This is a genomic window from Cupriavidus pauculus (genome assembly GCF_002858765.1).
Taxonomy (GTDB): Bacteria; Pseudomonadota; Gammaproteobacteria; order Burkholderiales; family Burkholderiaceae; genus Cupriavidus; species Cupriavidus pauculus_B.
In genome coordinates this window covers 21,781-37,822 of record NZ_PJRP01000022.1, presented here as the reverse complement: position 1 = coordinate 37,822, position 16,042 = coordinate 21,781, and the positions used below count along the sequence as shown (strand labels likewise).

The following is a 16,042-nucleotide window of genomic DNA, read 5'->3' as shown; positions in this document are numbered from 1 at the left end:
CTATCACCTCAGACGAGTTGCTCACCCTTCTGGTCCAGCCCGAGCACGGGTTCACCGTAGGGAGGGAGGTCATCCAAGCGGGTAACCCAACCGAAGGGAAACACCACCATGCCGTTGTCACCCGCGTGGGCGAAGCACCGACGAAGCTCCATGTGATACTCATAGAACTTGTCTTCGCCAATCGATTTGACTGCCTCCTCCCACGCATCGAAGTCCGCAACCAGCTTCTTGCAGACGACGGGGCCGAACGTCATGCCGGACATGCCGTAGCGGAACAACTCCCAGAACGGACCGCGACCACCTGTCTCAGGATACTTCTCTTCATCCTCGGCCAGTGCGGCAACCGCCTTGAACCACTCGCCGACGGTCCTGCGACCTTGCAGCGGCTTTCCCGGCGAAATCAGCACAGTCAGCTTTCGACAGTAGTTGTAGAACCACGGATCATTGATGTCGTCGTAACAGAACCGTTCCCGGCTGCTCGTCTCAAACTCGTAGGCAGCATCGGGGACCAGCCCCTCAGCGAGTTGCGGATACGAAGCCGGCGCGACCACGGCGACCGTGGAGCACTGCTGTGCCAACAGCGAGCGGTGGAAGCTTAGGGGGTCGGGGGTCCTGGCCAGGTTGGAAATGGCGATGAAACAGCAAAAGCGTACACCCATAGGAAAACTCCAGCGAAGCTAGCGTTGGAAGTTGGCGTCTCAGATGTGAAGCCACCTTCCAAAGCGGTGTTATTGAGCAGGTCTTTGACCTCGGTTCTGCGTGCCGACGGAGCGGCTCGCGGAGAGGTATATCGCGAAATTGCTCAATAAAACGCGCGCAAGGCGCACTGGAGAAGATGGAGTGCCTGAAATCAGGGCTTATTGCTGGGGGTTTCCGTCCAAAAACTATTGTGTAACAGAAGTCATAGCGCTTCTGCTCCAGCCAGTCAGGATGAGTCAACCTCCGGCGCCGAGCCGCGGAGACATAGAGAAAGCCGAATGCTACGGATGTCGCTCGGGCTACCAGGATGTGGAGTTACGCCGGCGCGTGTAGCGACGCAAGGACGTCGCCCGCAAGGCCAGAGGCATTACCAGCGCGGATGGCATCCAACCGTGGATACTCGAAGAGCAGTCAGCTCCAGCAAGCCTCACACACTGCTGCCCATTGAATCGCTAGAACCGACTTCTCTCACTCTTCCACGATTCTCATCGTGGTAGTCGCCGTCGTTTAACACCCCACCTTTGCCTTCTTGCATAGCCACTGGCGCACCTCAGGACGATCAAGGCGCGCATACAACTGGACTCCAACGCTGCAGTCGTTCCCGGTATCTGGATCGACTGCACTCGCCATTGCCGCCACGACAAACGGGGGCGTCTCGACACCCAACAGAGAGCCGAGGAAAACGGGACCACCAGAGTCACCGAAGCAGACTCGGCCATCGGCAGCGCGCTTTCGATCGTCGCCAATGACTAAGTTGATGGGATCATCCAGATCAGCAATCGTCATCCGCCAACCTATTTCAAGGCCCAGATTGTTGACCAAATCAACCGCAGTTGTACGGCCGTAACCAGCGACCGTGATGGGCACCTTAATTTCAGCAGTATTAGCGATACGCGAAGCATGTACGGCTTGAGGCAGCTTCCCGCCTGGAATGTCCAATTCCAGTAACGTGATATCGTTGCCATCACCAACCTCAGCTTTGAAACCATCTTCCGACGTGGGCAGTTGCTTGCCACTTTCCTGGCCCAGCCAATTGATGGTTGGACGGAGCGCGACTCCAAACATATCAATGCTGGTCCGACCTTGCCGGTCAACGATTTTGGCCGTGCCGCCTTGGAAAGGTAAGAAGACGGCGAGATCTTTGGTAGATGCTGCTCCCTGGATCGTACTATCGAGCAAGCAATGGGTTGCAGTAAGAAACCACTTTCCTTCGAGTACAAGACCGGAACAAACAATCAGAGGTGGCGTTTGGCGCGTATCTGCCAGAGCGCCGACCGCACCAAACCCTCGACGCCAAAAATCAACGTCTTTTCTTTGCTTATCCTTGTCCAGTGTAGGAGGGTTAGTGATATGGACAGGCAACATTCCAATCGGAGGCACGGGAGTATCCGTGGGCGTATTTGGGTGAATAATGGCCGGAAGATCTTTCTTGAAACGCTCCGGTGGAAGCGAAGTGAGAAGCATGGCCGCCAAGCTTTTGTCTATATCTGCACCTGCTGCCATCGACCGCAGCTTTTCCTGTGAAAGCGTCGGGTCAACTTCGCGCAGCACATCGTTGGGAACTCGCTCGCTGAGTTCATAGAGTCCCAGACGAGTCCGCACGGCTTCCTGCAAACCTTTCTGCGCCTCGACAGATGGCCTCGCCTTAGCCATCGCAGCTTCGCGTTCCAGACGCTTTAACACGCCGATGTCGCGGATGTCATCGATGCGTGCTTTCGTGGTAGGGTCAAGTTTGAACGGAACAAGTTCGCGCTGTGTGTTCTTCGTCATGACCTCGGCCAACGCTCGCTGAGATGAGGCTGGCATACCGGACGGGATAGTTTGGGCTGCGACCGCACACGGTAGCGGAAGCGGAAGCGCAATCAATAATGCGAGACGAGCCCTCATGGCGTACCTGCCTTCAGGTTCTCAAGCTCCCGCCGCTTCTTCTCGCGCTCAATCTGGCTGTTCAGGAGAGTGGTTTCGCGGTTGGTCGCATCGATCTGCACCTGCATCTGGTCCATCAAGCCACTTCGCGAAACTTCCAGCTCACGTTGCTTCGCAATGCTGGCCAGCTGTGCGTTGTAGCCATCAATCTCTAGCTGCCGCTGACGTTTCACCTCGTCGTCAAGCGCCTTCTCCTTCGCCAGCTTCGCCTTGTCTCGCTCCTCCAGGACTTGTCCATAGGCCTTGCTAAGCTGCTCCATCGATGCAGCGCCACGCTCCGCACGTGATTCAGCATTGAACTCGAAGCTTGCTAGCGTACCGTCTTCCGAGAACGCTACTGTAATGTTGTTCTTATCAAACGCCTTATTCGTCAGCGTCATGGCCACCTTGGGGCCGTACTGTGCGACGGGGATGAGCGCTGATCCCCCCTCCGGGCTCCCTACGTTGCTAGCGCTCTTAGCGACCACCAACTGGCCCGTTTGAGGAATCCGATATACAACACCACTTCGTTGAGCTTTACCCTGATCAAAAATCGGGGCGCCTGTGAGACGCTTTAAGCAAACGACTGCCGCGAATCCCTTGCCTGGCAGGACCGGCAACGTACGTATCGCATCAGCTTCGGTGCTGTTCTTCGCCAAAGGAATAAAGCGTTGCCGATACTCTGTGAATGGCGCGACGACTTCCTGGCTGCAGTCAGGGTCCTTCGAGCCGGCAGGCACCCATGCGACGGAGGCCTTCGCGACAACGATCGCTTGTAGGCGGTCGTATTCCCCTTGCAACGAGGGAGCTTGCAAAGATCTACCCGCTACCTTTCGCTTTGCTTTTGCGAGAGCAGCCTCTTTCTGAGCCACTTCTGCTTTGAGTTTTGCCTGCGCCTCCGCTTCCTTTGCCGCAGCAGCAGCGGTACGCGCCGCCTCCATGGCAGCAGCAGCGGCGTCGACGTCGTCATTGTCTGCACGTAACGCATCGTCCTGCCGCTTGGCAGCCAAGATACGCCCTTGCAGCGCCCGAAAATCATCTATGCCTTTCTGCAAGGATGCGGGACATGCATCCTTGGCACCAGCGGCTCCAACAATGCCACCTTGGAAGACTCCTGCCTTCGCAAGGTTAATTGCCACACTCGAGATCGATGCAATAACCTGAGCGCTTCTATCGTCGATATCCGCATTAATTGACTTCAGCATCCCTGTATTCGGATAATGAAGGACTTTGACATTCGTTCTCTTGAACGCAGCATTAAGTTCCTCATGCTTGATGACGCGCGTCTCTTTCGGATCGGGTATGAAGCGCTGTTTTAAATCAGCACTCAGTATTTCGTATTCGAAAGAAGCTGTGCCCTTGCCTTTGTCGTCCACACAGCGAGTCGGTGCGAACGATATGGTGCCTTCGATGGCAGTCGCCGGCAGAGTGTATGCAACGCCTTCCGAGATTTCCTCCTGTTGCCCGGCTACATTTTGTGTCTGTAGCGACGTAGTGCATGCCTGCGTCAACAGACTGACCACGATCAACGCGGTTCTTTTCATAGCTCCCCTCACTTTGTTGTTTGTATTTTTTGCAACCTAAATAGTAGTGCGTTCGGCACGGATGACGACCAGACTTTCGAGGGGTGAACGCGCACCTGTGAGTAGCCTCGGCGAGCGACAACATACAGCATGTCATGCCCCGCCAAATCGGCTATACCGGGGATGCAAAAACATCCTCACCTCCACGCCGAACAAGCCGGCACTCCTTCTCTCCTCAATATCCCAGCTTCGGCTGGGCCAATTTTGAAATGGCCGGGCGGCAAGACGCGGCTTCTGCCGAGGCTCAGGGAACTTCTGCCCGCAGGAAATCGCCTTATCGAACCCTTCCTTGGCGGCGCAAGCGTGTTCCTAGGAACAGATTATCCGAGCTACCTGCTGCTCGACGCGCACGTTGACCTTATTGGCATGTACAAGCAGCTGGTCCTACGTCCCGAGCGAATCATTGAGCTCGCTCGCCCTCTGTTCTCCCAGCACGCAGCCAACGAGGAAATCTACCTCCATATCCGCGAAGCTTTCAATCGAGCTGCACCGTCCGACGTCCGCGCCGCCTACTTCCTCTACTTGAACAAGTTTGGCTTCAACGGACTGTCGCGGTACTCAGCAAAGGGCAACTTCAACGTGCCGTGGAATCGGGCTGCTCACGCTCCGGCGCTGCCAGAAGAAAGCATCCGAGCCTTCAGCGAGCGTGCGCGAGACAAGGCGGTTATCGTGCAGGGCGACTTCACGGACGCGTTCAAACTTGCGGTGCGTGGAGACGTCATCTATTGCGACCCTCCGTACGTCGACCTGGACGATGCGCCATCCTTCACGAAGTACATCGCAGAGGGCTTCCCGCGAGAACGCCAACAAGAGCTGGCAGATTTGGCTCGCACCACAGCGGCAAGGGGCATTCCCGTGGTTATCTCGAATCACCTGACTACGGAGACGCGAGACCTGTATCGCGGTGCGGAATGTCACGAAGTTGAAGTGCGACGGAGCGTGGCTGCCCAGGCAAACAGCAGAAGATTGATTGCCGAGGGGATTTTCGTCTTTAAGGCGTAAGTCGTTCGCAGCCCCGACGCCCCAGCAACCCAAAACTGAACCGGTCCGGCCGACTGCCAGCACAGACGACCGAATCTTGCCACTATGCGCCTGCGACTTTGATGACGATCTTCCCGAATGGCCCGCGTGCAAGATGTTCGAACGCCTGCACAGTTTCGTCAAATTGATAGACGCGATCGATAACCGGCTTAATCTTCTTAGCCTCGAGGAAGAGGTTCATCCGTTCAAACGAGGATCGCGGCGCGACCGCAATGCCCCGAATCGTTGTTTGCCGGAAGATCAGCGGCATGAGGTTCAGCGCGGTCGTTTGACCTGTGAGAAAGCCAACTTGCGCGATTACCCCTTGCACCTTTGTCGCCGCGACGGATAGGTTGATGCCATTGCCACCTGCGACGTCAATCGTCACATCCGCGCCAATCCCATCCGTCAGTTCGAGTACCCTGCGCTCCCAACCCGGATGCGACCTGTAGTTGATGCCATCGACGCTATCACTCGCGAGCAACTCCTTCACCTTCGCGAGGTTCTCATCCTTACTCGACGTGAGGATCACGCGTGCGCCGTGCGCAATGGCAATCTGTGCTGCGAAGATCGAAACGCCTCCAGTGCCTTGCACGAGTACTGTCTGCCCCGGCTGGAGATGGCCGACCTCCATCAACGCATACCAAGCTGTCAACGCCGCAATAGGCAGAGTCGACGCCTCCTCGTCGCTCATCGAGGGAGGAGCCGGTACTGCGCTGTCCTCGTGAATGATCATGTATTCGGCGAGTCCTCCCGGAAGCGGCATACCAAGGCAATACGCCGGCTCATTGGGGCCAGGCGGCCCGTCGATCCATCGCGAATAGAGTGTGGAATTAACGCGATCGCCGACCTGGAAGCGAGTCACGCCAGCACCCGTGCCCACGATGGTACCCGCTACGTCGGATACGGGAATCAGCGGCTTAGGCACGGAAGCCGGCTCATAGATGCCATCAACGATTGCCTTGTCGCGAAAATTCAGAGAAACGGCGCCAACCTTGACCAGAAGCTCGCCTGGCTGCGGAACCGGCGTCGGCACCTCGCCAAGTTCCAGGTTATGCAAGCCAAAATCCTTGAGAAGCCATGCTTTCATTTCAAACTCCATGTTCGCGGGACAGCGGATGTCCATCACGTCGCAGAGTGTATTTCCAGCCTTGATGTTGAGTTAGGGGTTAAAATTCCATACATTCAATCCCTGGATTCCAGAATCAACGATGGATGACCGTTTTGCTGGGATACGCGAATTCGTGGCTACCGTCGACCATGGCAGCTTTACCGCAGCAGCCCAGGTGCTCGGCATAACAGGGTCTGCGGTTGGAAAGAGCATTTCGCGGCTGGAAACGCGGCTCGCCGTGCAATTACTCCATCGAACCACGCGGCGCATCGACCTCACTTCGGCAGGCGAAGCGTTTCTCGCGACGTGCCGCCGCATTCTCGACGAGTTGGATCAGACAGAGGCCTTTCTTTCTACAGGCCACGAGCAGCCTATCGGACGTCTGCGCGTCGATCTACCAACAACCTTCGGTCGCCGTCATGTCGTACCTGCGTTATTGAGCCTGACACAGCGCTTCCCACGCCTCGACCTGGCAATCACGCTGCAGGATCGCGCGGTGGATCTTGTGAGCGAAGGTGTGGACCTGGCGGTGCGCATTGGGGCACTTGATGCATATCCGGACGTTGTCGCACGCAAACTCGGCGAACAGCGGCTCGTCATTTGCGGGGCTCCCGCGTATCTCGAGCGGCGCGGCATACCGGTAAAGAGGGAAGATCTACTCGCGCATGATTGCCTGATTGGCTGGCGACGCAGTTCGCATTCGGGCTGGCTACTGGCGAAATCCGATACAGATGCTTCGGAGTTCGACGTGCGAGCTCGGCACGAGCTGACGGACGGCGATGCGTTGCTCTATGCGTGCATCTCGGGTTGCGGGCTAGCACAGCTTCCGGGGTGGTTGGCGCGCGACGGTTTGCAGTCAGGAGCGCTACGAGAAGTGCTGCCAGAGCTCTCAACAACGATGCCGATCCACGCTATCTGGCAGAAGACGCGGCACCAGCAACCAAAGGTCAGAGTAGCCGTCGACGAGTTGATCAGGATCTCAGCAGTCGAGTCATCCGTGTTCAGGCCGTGAAGCCCTATTCAGCATTGAGTGGCGACACTCAGCCAGCAACTGGCCGACCGACGTAGGTCGGACGGCCGTTGCGCGACAGTTCGCAGGATCCAATAACGCGACGGCCTGTAGGGGAAAAAGGCCCGCCACCTCCTGTAGTGGCGGGTCGCCCTAAAGTTCGCCGTCCATGGATTTGGCGGCTACATTCATCATAGAGCATTGGCCGCCGTGCGATGCTAGTCTGCGCATAGCTCAGCCTGCGTCTAGCGCAGACCGCGCACCTACGGCGCACTACACGGCGGCACCGGGGAGAACCCGTCATACGGCCGCACGTCGCAGCCCGGCGCCTGCTGTTCCACCTTCGCCTGCGCGTCGGCCAGCGAGGTGCCGGAGGCCACCACAACGCGACGATAGTTGCCGTTGCCGCAGCAGTCCTCTATGAACTGGAATGCTGTCTGCTGCGGCTGGTTCGGTGGCGCACCCGCCGGCGTGGTCGCCGACTCAGCCGCAGTGGTGAACTGGTGCACGGCCGACCATGGTCCAGTTTGCCACCCCGCGTTCCCGATGAACTGCCCTGCCACACGCCAGTAGTAGACCGTATTGCCCTTGAGGTTGCCAGGTTTGTAGAAGTACCACCAGTGCAGTGGAACGATATTTGGTATGTCGTAGTTGCCGTCCTTAGCGTTGAAGGTAAGCCCATCGGCCTGCTTGGCATCTGTCAAGCGCTTGTCGGCTGTCACCTGGAGCCGGAACGTACTGGTCTGGTTGCAGGGTGTGGCAACACCAGGCTGCCACTGCAGCGGGCCGCGCAGATCCACGCCGACCGCATGGGGGACAGGCGAGATCAATTCCGGTGCACTCGGGACGCGATCGCCAACCCCAATTAGCGCGGTCGCACTCCAACTGTTGGCCTGCCCGCAAAGGTTCTGTCGAACCTGCAGCAGGCCCGGTATAAGCGGGGGCACGTTGAACGGCTGAGTCGCGGCGCCGGCGCTGAACACGAACACCTGCCCGTCAGGCAGTGTGACTTCAACCAAAGCCCCAGGCTGCAATTGTGTGAGCACCAGCGGCTGACCGGTGCATAGCGGCGCGGTGGCCACCGGCATGGGCGGGCCATCAAGGATAGGGACATCCACCGGCGGGTAGGATTTGATACCACAGGCGTCGAATACTTCCTGGACCTGCAATGTGTTGTCGCCCGGCACGGGCGGGGCCAAGGGCGGAATGCGGATTGGTGTTGACGGGCGGCCCGCACAGGCGACCCATGCCTGCGCGCCACGGCTGATGATGACCTTCGCGCCAGGTGTCAGCCCACTGCAGAGCACGACCGGGCTGCAGCGCGCAGGTAGTTGTGCACTCGGCTGAGGCAAGGGTACGGGTAACTGCGCCACAAACTCCCGCAGCGAGTCCGTCAACGTCGCACGGGTGCCGTTGCACGCTGTCTGCGTGGCCTGCAGGGGTAAGTCGGCAGAGCGCAACTCGCGATCCAAGTCCACGTGTGCCATGCCGTCCGCGCCTACCACACTGCGACCGAGCGGCCCTTGGCTGCCGGAAATCACTAGTTCGGCGAGCGGAAACAGGCCTTGCAGCTCGATGCACTGTGCGCAAGCGTATATCGGCCGGGTGAACGAGCCCGTGTGCAGGTCGGCATCGCTCGGCCATGCCTGCACCTGGACCACAGGCGCGGGATCACTGTCCGTAAAGCCGGCTAGGCTTTGCCGCGCGGTAATCCAGTCGCCGGGGGCAAGCGCGATGGCTAACCCAATGGTTCCATCAGGCCACGACGCCACGCCGTGGCCTACGTCACCGGCCAGCGGCACGCCGGCTCGCGTAACGCCCAAGGTCACCGTCGCACCAATTACCTGACCGTGCAGAAAAACAGCCGTATTGCACGGGCTTATCGTAGAGTAGATCGACAACGGGCCGAGCTTGGCGGGCATGATGGTCCTCCGTCCAAGGCGCATGCGTCGCGCCGCGCCAGGCTAACGCGGCCGTTCGCTCGCAACCCTACAGATTAGGAAAAATGCGAGGACGGCGACCTGCCATGTGATCCACCGATCCCGATTCGGGCAGTGGCAATGGGCGGAGCGAAGCCGGATGGCGACTTCTCAGTGAGTCGTCGTGCCAATCGGTTCAGTGCGGCTGGGCAGGGCCACGTCGATCATTCCATCGTAGTCCACATTGGAAGAAATGCTAGGAATGGCAAAATGATACCCAGAACCCGGGTAGCAGCAGTCATGAGCCTAAAAACCGTCAATCACATTATGGCCGCTACCGCAGCAAGCTCATCAACTAACATATCGCTTTCAATCACCACCTCAAAGGTCGCCCCGAGAATATCTGCACTATTGTTCGCTTCGAACATGTTTACGACGGTTTCTTCGGCGCTAGTGGAGTTCATCCCGCCGACATTTCTGAGTACATTCCCTGTGTCGAGAGCGTCGACAACCATCTCTCGCCTTCCGGTGGCCATAGCATCCCTCAACATCTGTAGCGCTTGGAATTGCTGGTTCCACCTTGCCCCGAGAAAATAATAGGGTTCCATCCCGGCACCGGTGCTGAATTCTGCGACAAGAGGTCCGTCCGGGCCGCCTAGAGTAAAGATTCTGAGCATTGGCATATTAGTTACTCTGCGTCGGTGATTTCGATCACAAGATCTAGTGCCGTGTGCCAAGATTCAGGCTTACCTTTGACCTTCACCTTCCACGACGCACGATCACCAAAGGTAAACTGGGTCGACGGATCTCCCGGAGACTTCCAATCTGGCTCCTGATTGATAAGGTTGTCCCAACTTGCTCGCCAGTATGGCCTCGGCCCGATGCCAATCACCTGCATCGGCGCGGAGATCTTGGCGCCGAGCCGAAGTCTGAGCTCCTCACAATACCAAGTCATCCAAACATCAATGGCTCCATCAGCGAACCACGCAAACGCAGTTTGGCCCAGGTCCAGAACCTGCATGCCACCGTGTTTTTCGAGCGTATTGCCGGGCGATTTTTTGAGATTTCCAAGGACTGCTTGTTGGTTCGCGCCCCAGACGTCCCGGTAGAACGTATAAGAGGAGAAATTGGTGAATGTAAGCTTGATCTCACCGGAGTCCACTAGAGCTGCGGGCGCGACCGCACCATGTTCTTGATCCTTGTCCATTTACCTCTCCGTCAAAACTGTTGAGAAACCAAAGGAGGAAGCGTGCTCTAAAACTGCTGAACAATTCGACCGTTCCGCTTTACGAGAGTCATTAGTCGTAGCGCCAAGTTTCAATCTTGGCGAGCCCACCCTAAATCTTAAGAAATAGGCGTGGAGGATTGAACAGGGTGCGTTGCCGGAACCGCGGGCGCAGAACACTGACCATGGCAGGCGCGGCGTAGATGCATGGACCCTCGATCCGAATCTATTAAGAATACGCCCTGCCCTATCGGCGGAAACGGCAGCGTGCGATGGTGGGCACTTGCAAGCGAGTCTAGCAGAGGGGCTAACATCCCCGCGTCCCCTCTTTTGGGGACAAGTTCAGGTGATGTGATCCGGTTTGTAGCAATCGGGATTCGCAGTGCGAGCGACGCATTGCAGCCAGTCTCAGTCCTCTTGCGAGGCTCTATCCTCCCGGCCAACAATTGGTTCCCAGAGTGGTGGCGCAGAATTACCACAACCCAACATGTTCCCGCTCGACGGAGGCGATCCTTCAAGATGGGCATCCAAGAATGTCCGTTCCAGCTTGTTGTGGTCCGCGCCCGGAGGGCCGTACTTGACACCGTAGCTTGTGAATAGAAAAGCCGGCGCACGTGCCTCCATTTTGACCTTGACTGCAAACGCAATCACTTCCGCGAATGCATCAACGTCGCCATCCGCCGGCCAGCCCTTCTGAATGAACCATCGATGAATCAGCGTATGCCGCATGTCGATGTATGCGGTCAGAAGTTCTTGCAGCCCCGCGTCAATCCCGCCGCGCTTTTCGAGCTCCTTGATGATGTTTGCCGTCGCACTCTTAAAGATACCTTCGGAAATGAATCCGCCGCCAGTCTTCTCGAAGTAGGCTGGATCTGACTTCATCTTGAATATCTCCGACAGCGGAACAATTGCCGCTTCGAGAATCTGGGCAAAGACGACCGCTTCACCAATCGTTGCGTAGGCGCGCTCCATTTGGCATCTCATGCCTGTACTAGGAGCCACGATCATGCGACAAGGATTATTTTCGCTCGCGGACAGCTTTGATCATGGTCATTCACTGAATCCTGCGGCAAACTATGGGATATTGACCACAGAATTTTTCGACGCGCAGTAGTGGTCAATGGACTGAAACAATAAATCAGGGGAGAATTCCATGACCGTCGAGGCGGCCAACGCGAGCTGGTTGACACTAGTTGCGTCAAGCGCTGTAGTTAGTGCGCTGGTAAATGTCGGCTGGAACGTGTGTTCAAAGCTGCTCGATCGGAAGCGAGAGGACGAGAAGGATAGGAAGAGAGTCGGACACGTCTATCTCGACATTGCTTTGCAACTGGAAAGCTTCGCCAAACGCAGCGATGCCTATCTCTACGATATCAGCAACGCCCTTTGGCATCGCGCTGCTCATCACGATGAGTTCTATATCAAAAAGCTTAAGTCAGTATCGTTATCCTTCGAGCCGGAGCCGAATTGGACCGAACTTCCAATCCCGTTCGTTGCACGCTTGAAGGCGCTGCCGGGGCAGTCGGCATCGACAGAACGCTGGATTCGCGACCAGTGGGATACCTGGGCGGATATTGAGGACGTCTATCACCTAGAAGAGCAGTGCGTTGCCTACTACGGCATCAAAGTTCTAGATGTCGCTGACGATATCCGTCGTGAGATTAACGCTGGCATAGGCGACAGCGGGACCTTGAGAGAACACTTTACTTCCGAAATCGAAACAAGAAGGAAGCGATTTGCTGAAGATCGCACTGCCATCACACTGATTCCCGAACTGGAAGCAATGTTCAAGTCGGAATATCCAGAGACTTCCAAGAGCTCGATGGCGGCTGACGAAGACGTCATGTAAGAGCGCCGCCTTCGTCAATCCTCGCGATAACACCGCTCCCCATTCGGGAAGCTCTTGGCGCTCCCCTGTCATCCAACAGGGAGCCTGACACAAATTGCGATTACAGAGGCGGCCAGGCAGACGTCGTCTCTCCACTTTGGGCGGGAGACAAATCAACCACTTGGTATCGTCGTCAGACCGGCCTCGCACCTATGCACGCTCAAGGGTTCGGTAGCTTGAACATACCCACAGCGCTATCCAAACTCCTCACTTCCTCTTCCAACGATTCCGCCGCAGCAGCAGCCTCTTCCACCAATGCTGCGTTCTGTTGTGTAACCTGGTCCATTGCGGTAACGGCCTGATTGACCTGTTCGATACCACAACTCTGCTCTTGGACGGAGGTAGAGATCTCGCCCATAAGGTCAGATACCCGCTTAACTGAAAGGACGATCTCCGACATAGTCGCACCGGCCTGAGTTACCAGCTCGGCACCGCCAACGGCTCGTTGCACTGAATCATCGATTAGCGCCTTGATCTCCTTCGCAGCATTCGCTGACCTTTGCGCCAGGCCACGCACTTCGTCCGCCACTACCGCAAATCCACGCCCCTGCTCGCCTGCCCGCGCAGCCTCCACGGCTGCATTGAGCGCGAGGATGTTCGTTTGGAACGCAATGCCCTCAATCACCCCAATAATCGCTACGGCCTGCTTGCTGCTATCGTTGATGCCGTCCATAGTCGCTATCACACTTTCGACGACGGAGCCGCCGCGCTGTGCAGCACCAGAGGCATCTATCGAAAGAGAGCTCGCATGGCGTGCGTTTTCGGCGTTTTGTCTAACGATGCTCGTTAGTTGCTCCATGCTGGCTGCCGTCTGCTCCAAAGAGCTTGCCTGCTCCTCAGTACGCTGCGAGAGGTGTGCATTCCCGGCCGCAATCTCTTCAGCAGCAGTCCGTACGGTGTTACTGCCTTGCCGGATCTGATGCAACACGGCTGAAAGCTTGTCGGCAAAAACGTTGTATGAATGCGCAATCTGCGCAACTTCATCCCGCCCTTCGCTAACCAGCCGCATACTGAGATCGCCGCTTCCGGATCCGATATCATCCATTGCGTCACGAATTGCGGACAACCGACGGAAGGATTTCGATGTCAATGCACCCATAATAATGGCAGCGAGACAGGAGACAGCGACGAGCACCCAAGCCGAAGTAAGAATCAGCGAGCGCATACCCGCAGTTGCGTCTTTCTCATCCAGGGCAACGACCAAGCGCCAATCAGTTTTGGCTACATTCTTTGCGTACACGAACTTGTCCGTGCCACCAATGGCGACTGTTTGTAGCGCATCGATGTCGGAAAACGCCGAAATCATCGAACCATCCAACCTCCCGGACAACTCCGTAGCCGGCTTCAAGGTCAGTTGTTCGTTTGGGTGAGCCACGATTCTTCCACTACCGTCGAGTAGGAAAGCGAAACTGCCAGAGGTTGGCCGAATCGCCCTAACGTTCGCAATGACCGTATCCATCTCGACATCACCTCCAATTACGCCAAGAAGCTTTCCTTCCCGGAAGATTGGGGCTGCAAACGTCACTACCAACTTGCCACTGTTCGCGCTCACATAGGGTGCAGTAACAATTGGCTTACTTTCTGCCGCTGCTTGCTTGTACCATGGACGTGCCGTAGGGTCATAGTCTGGCTTCACGGTCCCAACCGGCATCCGCTGATAGGACTTATCCGGATAACCTACATAGACGTTGCTGAATCCGTTAGCCCGCGCCAAGACTGTAAATACTGGCACTGCGTCAGGCTTTGTCGCTACATCCTCTAAAGCCAGGAGTGACCGGATCTTCGACGAGACCCAGTATTCCAGAGCGCCTACTTCGCTGTTTGAGACGGCTAAAACCTCATCTCGAATTGCAACGTCGTTGTGCTTCCTTGCTGCGAAGTAGTTCGCTCCGCCGACAATACCCATTGCTGCAATCACAATAGCAACGCAGATGATAGTCATCCGCGTCCGCATCGAAGTAAACGACATAGATCCTCCAATAGCTTCCATTCACGCCAAATCGTGGCGCAGACATACTATCGGCAGCTGTTATCTATGTTTAAGACATTAATTATTCAAAATTCAATTCAATAAAAATATATTGCTGTTAGCAAAATAATTCTTGATTTATCCATCAATATGTGGACAGCTCTTCACTCTCCGATATTAGCTATCTTTGTCCACACGAGCGGCAATCCAGTCCATCGTGGAAAAAAGGACTCCGGAAACTATGAATGTTATGTGAAGAATCACGAGCCATCGAACTCTAGGCTCGTCCAACACTTGCCCTTTCTCCGTCAGAGTCATGAACGCCCGGAGCAATGAAATGGCGGATATTGCGACGATAGATCCGATCAGCTTCATCTTCAGACCAGAGAAATCCAGCGTACCCATCCAACTGGGTCGATCCTCGTGCTGACCGACGTCAATCTTCGAGATGAAATTCTCGTATCCAGAGAATATGACGATCACTACGAGATTCCCAGCCAACGAAAGGTCGATAAGCGATAGTACCGTCAAAATAACCCGCTCCGGCGTCATGCTCTCGATCTCCGACACGGCATGAATCAGTTCCAGCGAGAATGCATACAAGAGCATCATCAACGACACGACGAGGCCGACGTAGAATGGAGCGAGCAACCACCGCGCCTTAAAAAGGGTGGCTTCCAGAAGCCTCTCGGCAATCCTAACTTTCGACATAGCTATCAATTACAAACATCAGAAATCAGTTGACTTGGCAATCTTGAAGACTGCTCGAAAGTCCAACCAAGCGGATTAGACGGCCTCGCAGCGGCACGGACGGCCGGCGCACTCCAACGCCGTCTAACCCAATCGCTTCATCACCACCGCTTTCGAAGCGGGATGCCCAATTAGTGGTGGAGAATCTTCGACAGGAACTGGCGAGCGCGGTCCGAGCGTGCGTCGATGTTGCCGAAGAACTCTTCCTTCGCGCAGTCCTCGACGATCTTGCCGGCGTCCATGAAGATCACGCGGTTGGCCACCTTGCGGGCGAAACCCATTTCGTGGGTCACGCACATCATGGTCATGCCTTCCTGCGCCAGCTGCACCATCACGTCCAGCACTTCGTTGACCATTTCCGGGTCAAGCGCCGACGTCGGCTCGTCGAACAGCATGCAGATCGGGTCCATCGACAGCGCACGGGCGATCGCCACGCGCTGCTGCTGGCCGCCGGAGAGCTGACCCGGATACTTGGCCGCCTGGCTCTTCAGGCCAACGCGCTCCAGGTACTTCAGGCCCTTGGCTGTCGCCTCTTCCTTCGAGCGGCCCAGCACCTTCATCTGCGCGATGGTCAGGTTCTCGGTGATCGACAGGTGCGGGAACAGTTCGAAGTTCTGGAACACCATGCCCACGCGCGAACGCAGCTTGGGCAGGTTGGTCTTCGGATTTCCCACCGACGTGCCGTCCACGAGGATGTCGCCCTTCTGGAACGGCTCCAGCGCGTTCACCGTCTTGATCAGCGTGGACTTGCCCGAACCCGACGGGCCGCACACCACCACCACTTCGCCCTTGGCAACCTTGGTGGTGCAGTCCGTCAGCACCTGGAAGGCGCCGTACCACTTGGAAACGTTATTAATTTCGATCATACGGCCACCTTTTTCTGATAACGCTTGACCAGCAGCGAAGCGGAGAAACAAATGATGAAGTACACGAGGCCGGCGAACAGCAGCATCTCCACGATGCGGCC

General features: G+C 56.6%; 14 protein-coding genes and 1 pseudogene. 3 read left to right on the top strand and 12 right to left on the bottom strand.

The genetic code is table 11. From position 1 onward, the window contains the following. Window positions 1-8: 8 nt before the first annotated feature. The 3 genes from CYJ10_RS30020 to CYJ10_RS30010 all read right to left on the bottom strand — a co-directional run bounded on the left by CYJ10_RS30020 (window position 9) and on the right by CYJ10_RS30010 (window position 4,148). On the bottom strand, window positions 9-659 hold the full coding sequence (locus CYJ10_RS30020; RefSeq protein ID WP_101685086.1) for a hypothetical protein: 651 nt from the start codon (window positions 657-659) through the stop codon (window positions 9-11). 547 nt (window positions 660-1,206) lie between these two features. After that, on the bottom strand, window positions 1,207-2,469 hold the full coding sequence (locus CYJ10_RS30015) for a trypsin-like serine peptidase (protein WP_180863111.1): 1,263 nt from the start codon (window positions 2,467-2,469) through the stop codon (window positions 1,207-1,209). A 113-nt stretch (window positions 2,470-2,582) separates the two neighbouring features. Then, window positions 2,583-4,148 carry a hypothetical protein gene (locus tag CYJ10_RS30010; RefSeq protein ID WP_101685084.1) on the bottom strand — a complete coding sequence of 522 codons (1,566 nt, stop codon included), beginning with the start codon at window positions 4,146-4,148 and terminating at the stop codon, window positions 2,583-2,585. A 162-nt stretch (window positions 4,149-4,310) separates the two neighbouring features. On the opposite strand from CYJ10_RS30010, the gene CYJ10_RS30005 reads away from it, so the two are divergent. Then, a complete protein-coding gene (locus CYJ10_RS30005; RefSeq protein WP_257993602.1) occupies window positions 4,311-5,189 on the top strand; it encodes a Dam family site-specific DNA-(adenine-N6)-methyltransferase in 879 nt (292 codons plus the stop codon). 82 nt (window positions 5,190-5,271) lie between these two features. Here CYJ10_RS30005 and CYJ10_RS30000 read toward each other — a convergent pair whose 3' ends face one another. Further along, window positions 5,272-6,297, bottom strand: coding sequence for a zinc-dependent alcohol dehydrogenase family protein (locus tag CYJ10_RS30000; protein ID WP_101685164.1), 1,026 nt, complete (start codon window positions 6,295-6,297; stop codon window positions 5,272-5,274). Between the two features lie 121 nt (window positions 6,298-6,418). On the opposite strand from CYJ10_RS30000, the gene CYJ10_RS29995 reads away from it, so the two are divergent. Beyond that, window positions 6,419-7,330, top strand: a complete 912-nt coding sequence (locus tag CYJ10_RS29995) for a LysR family transcriptional regulator (RefSeq protein ID WP_101685082.1) — start codon at window positions 6,419-6,421, stop codon at window positions 7,328-7,330. 260 nt (window positions 7,331-7,590) lie between these two features. Here CYJ10_RS29995 and CYJ10_RS29990 read toward each other — a convergent pair whose 3' ends face one another. The 4 genes from CYJ10_RS29990 to CYJ10_RS29975 form a co-directional block, all read right to left on the bottom strand. Then, window positions 7,591-9,249, bottom strand: coding sequence for a hypothetical protein (locus CYJ10_RS29990; protein ID WP_146002149.1), 1,659 nt, complete (start codon window positions 9,247-9,249; stop codon window positions 7,591-7,593). Between the two features lie 317 nt (window positions 9,250-9,566). Then, window positions 9,567-9,929 (bottom strand): hypothetical protein, encoded by a 363-nt coding sequence (locus tag CYJ10_RS29985; protein WP_146002148.1) that lies wholly within the window; start codon window positions 9,927-9,929, stop codon window positions 9,567-9,569. A gap of 5 nt (window positions 9,930-9,934) precedes the next feature. Further along, a complete protein-coding gene (locus CYJ10_RS29980) occupies window positions 9,935-10,453 on the bottom strand; it encodes a hypothetical protein (RefSeq protein ID WP_101685079.1) in 519 nt (172 codons plus the stop codon). 426 nt (window positions 10,454-10,879) lie between these two features. Next, on the bottom strand, window positions 10,880-11,443 hold the full coding sequence (locus CYJ10_RS29975; protein WP_101685078.1) for a hypothetical protein: 564 nt from the start codon (window positions 11,441-11,443) through the stop codon (window positions 10,880-10,882). 181 nt (window positions 11,444-11,624) lie between these two features. Here CYJ10_RS29975 and CYJ10_RS29970 point away from each other — a divergent pair, with 181 nt between their 5' ends. Further along, a complete protein-coding gene (locus tag CYJ10_RS29970) occupies window positions 11,625-12,317 on the top strand; it encodes a hypothetical protein (RefSeq protein WP_101685077.1) in 693 nt (230 codons plus the stop codon). 199 nt (window positions 12,318-12,516) lie between these two features. Here the strand turns inward: CYJ10_RS29970 and CYJ10_RS29965 are convergent, their stop codons facing one another. The 4 genes and pseudogenes from CYJ10_RS29965 to CYJ10_RS29950 form a co-directional block, all read right to left on the bottom strand. After that, window positions 12,517-14,346 (bottom strand): methyl-accepting chemotaxis protein, encoded by a 1,830-nt coding sequence (locus CYJ10_RS29965; RefSeq protein WP_101685076.1) that lies wholly within the window; start codon window positions 14,344-14,346, stop codon window positions 12,517-12,519. 156 nt (window positions 14,347-14,502) lie between these two features. Continuing rightward, the gene (locus CYJ10_RS29960) at window positions 14,503-15,036 is read right to left on the bottom strand and encodes a TIGR00645 family protein (RefSeq protein ID WP_101685075.1); all 534 of its coding nucleotides are present in this window, start codon (window positions 15,034-15,036) and stop codon (window positions 14,503-14,505) included. A gap of 170 nt (window positions 15,037-15,206) precedes the next feature. Continuing rightward, window positions 15,207-15,941, bottom strand: a complete 735-nt coding sequence (locus CYJ10_RS29955; protein WP_101685074.1) for an amino acid ABC transporter ATP-binding protein — start codon at window positions 15,939-15,941, stop codon at window positions 15,207-15,209. Beyond that, window positions 15,938-16,042 (bottom strand): annotated as a pseudogene (locus CYJ10_RS29950) (amino acid ABC transporter permease); the annotation flags it as partial. The gene CYJ10_RS29955 and the pseudogene CYJ10_RS29950, both read right to left, overlap by 4 nt.

Coding starts and splice junctions, on each gene's coding strand:
- CYJ10_RS29990 (WP_146002149.1), bottom strand. CDS start 9,249: ATGCCCGCCAAGCTCGGCCCGTTGTCGATCTACTCTACGATAAGCCCG.
- CYJ10_RS29985 (WP_146002148.1), bottom strand. CDS start 9,929: ATGCCAATGCTCAGAATCTTTACTCTAGGCGGCCCGGACGGACCTCTT.
- CYJ10_RS29970 (WP_101685077.1), top strand. CDS start 11,625: ATGACCGTCGAGGCGGCCAACGCGAGCTGGTTGACACTAGTTGCGTCA.
- CYJ10_RS30020 (WP_101685086.1), bottom strand. CDS start 659: ATGGGTGTACGCTTTTGCTGTTTCATCGCCATTTCCAACCTGGCCAGG.
- CYJ10_RS30015 (WP_180863111.1), bottom strand. CDS start 2,469: ATGACGAAGAACACACAGCGCGAACTTGTTCCGTTCAAACTTGACCCT.
- CYJ10_RS29995 (WP_101685082.1), top strand. CDS start 6,419: ATGGATGACCGTTTTGCTGGGATACGCGAATTCGTGGCTACCGTCGAC.
- CYJ10_RS29955 (WP_101685074.1), bottom strand. CDS start 15,941: ATGATCGAAATTAATAACGTTTCCAAGTGGTACGGCGCCTTCCAGGTG.
- CYJ10_RS29960 (WP_101685075.1), bottom strand. CDS start 15,036: ATGTCGAAAGTTAGGATTGCCGAGAGGCTTCTGGAAGCCACCCTTTTT.
- CYJ10_RS29965 (WP_101685076.1), bottom strand. CDS start 14,346: ATGGAAGCTATTGGAGGATCTATGTCGTTTACTTCGATGCGGACGCGG.
- CYJ10_RS30010 (WP_101685084.1), bottom strand. CDS start 4,148: ATGAAAAGAACCGCGTTGATCGTGGTCAGTCTGTTGACGCAGGCATGC.
- CYJ10_RS30000 (WP_101685164.1), bottom strand. CDS start 6,297: ATGAAAGCATGGCTTCTCAAGGATTTTGGCTTGCATAACCTGGAACTT.
- CYJ10_RS30005 (WP_257993602.1), top strand. CDS start 4,311: ATGCAAAAACATCCTCACCTCCACGCCGAACAAGCCGGCACTCCTTCT.
- CYJ10_RS29975 (WP_101685078.1), bottom strand. CDS start 11,443: ATGGAGCGCGCCTACGCAACGATTGGTGAAGCGGTCGTCTTTGCCCAG.
- CYJ10_RS29980 (WP_101685079.1), bottom strand. CDS start 10,453: ATGGACAAGGATCAAGAACATGGTGCGGTCGCGCCCGCAGCTCTAGTG.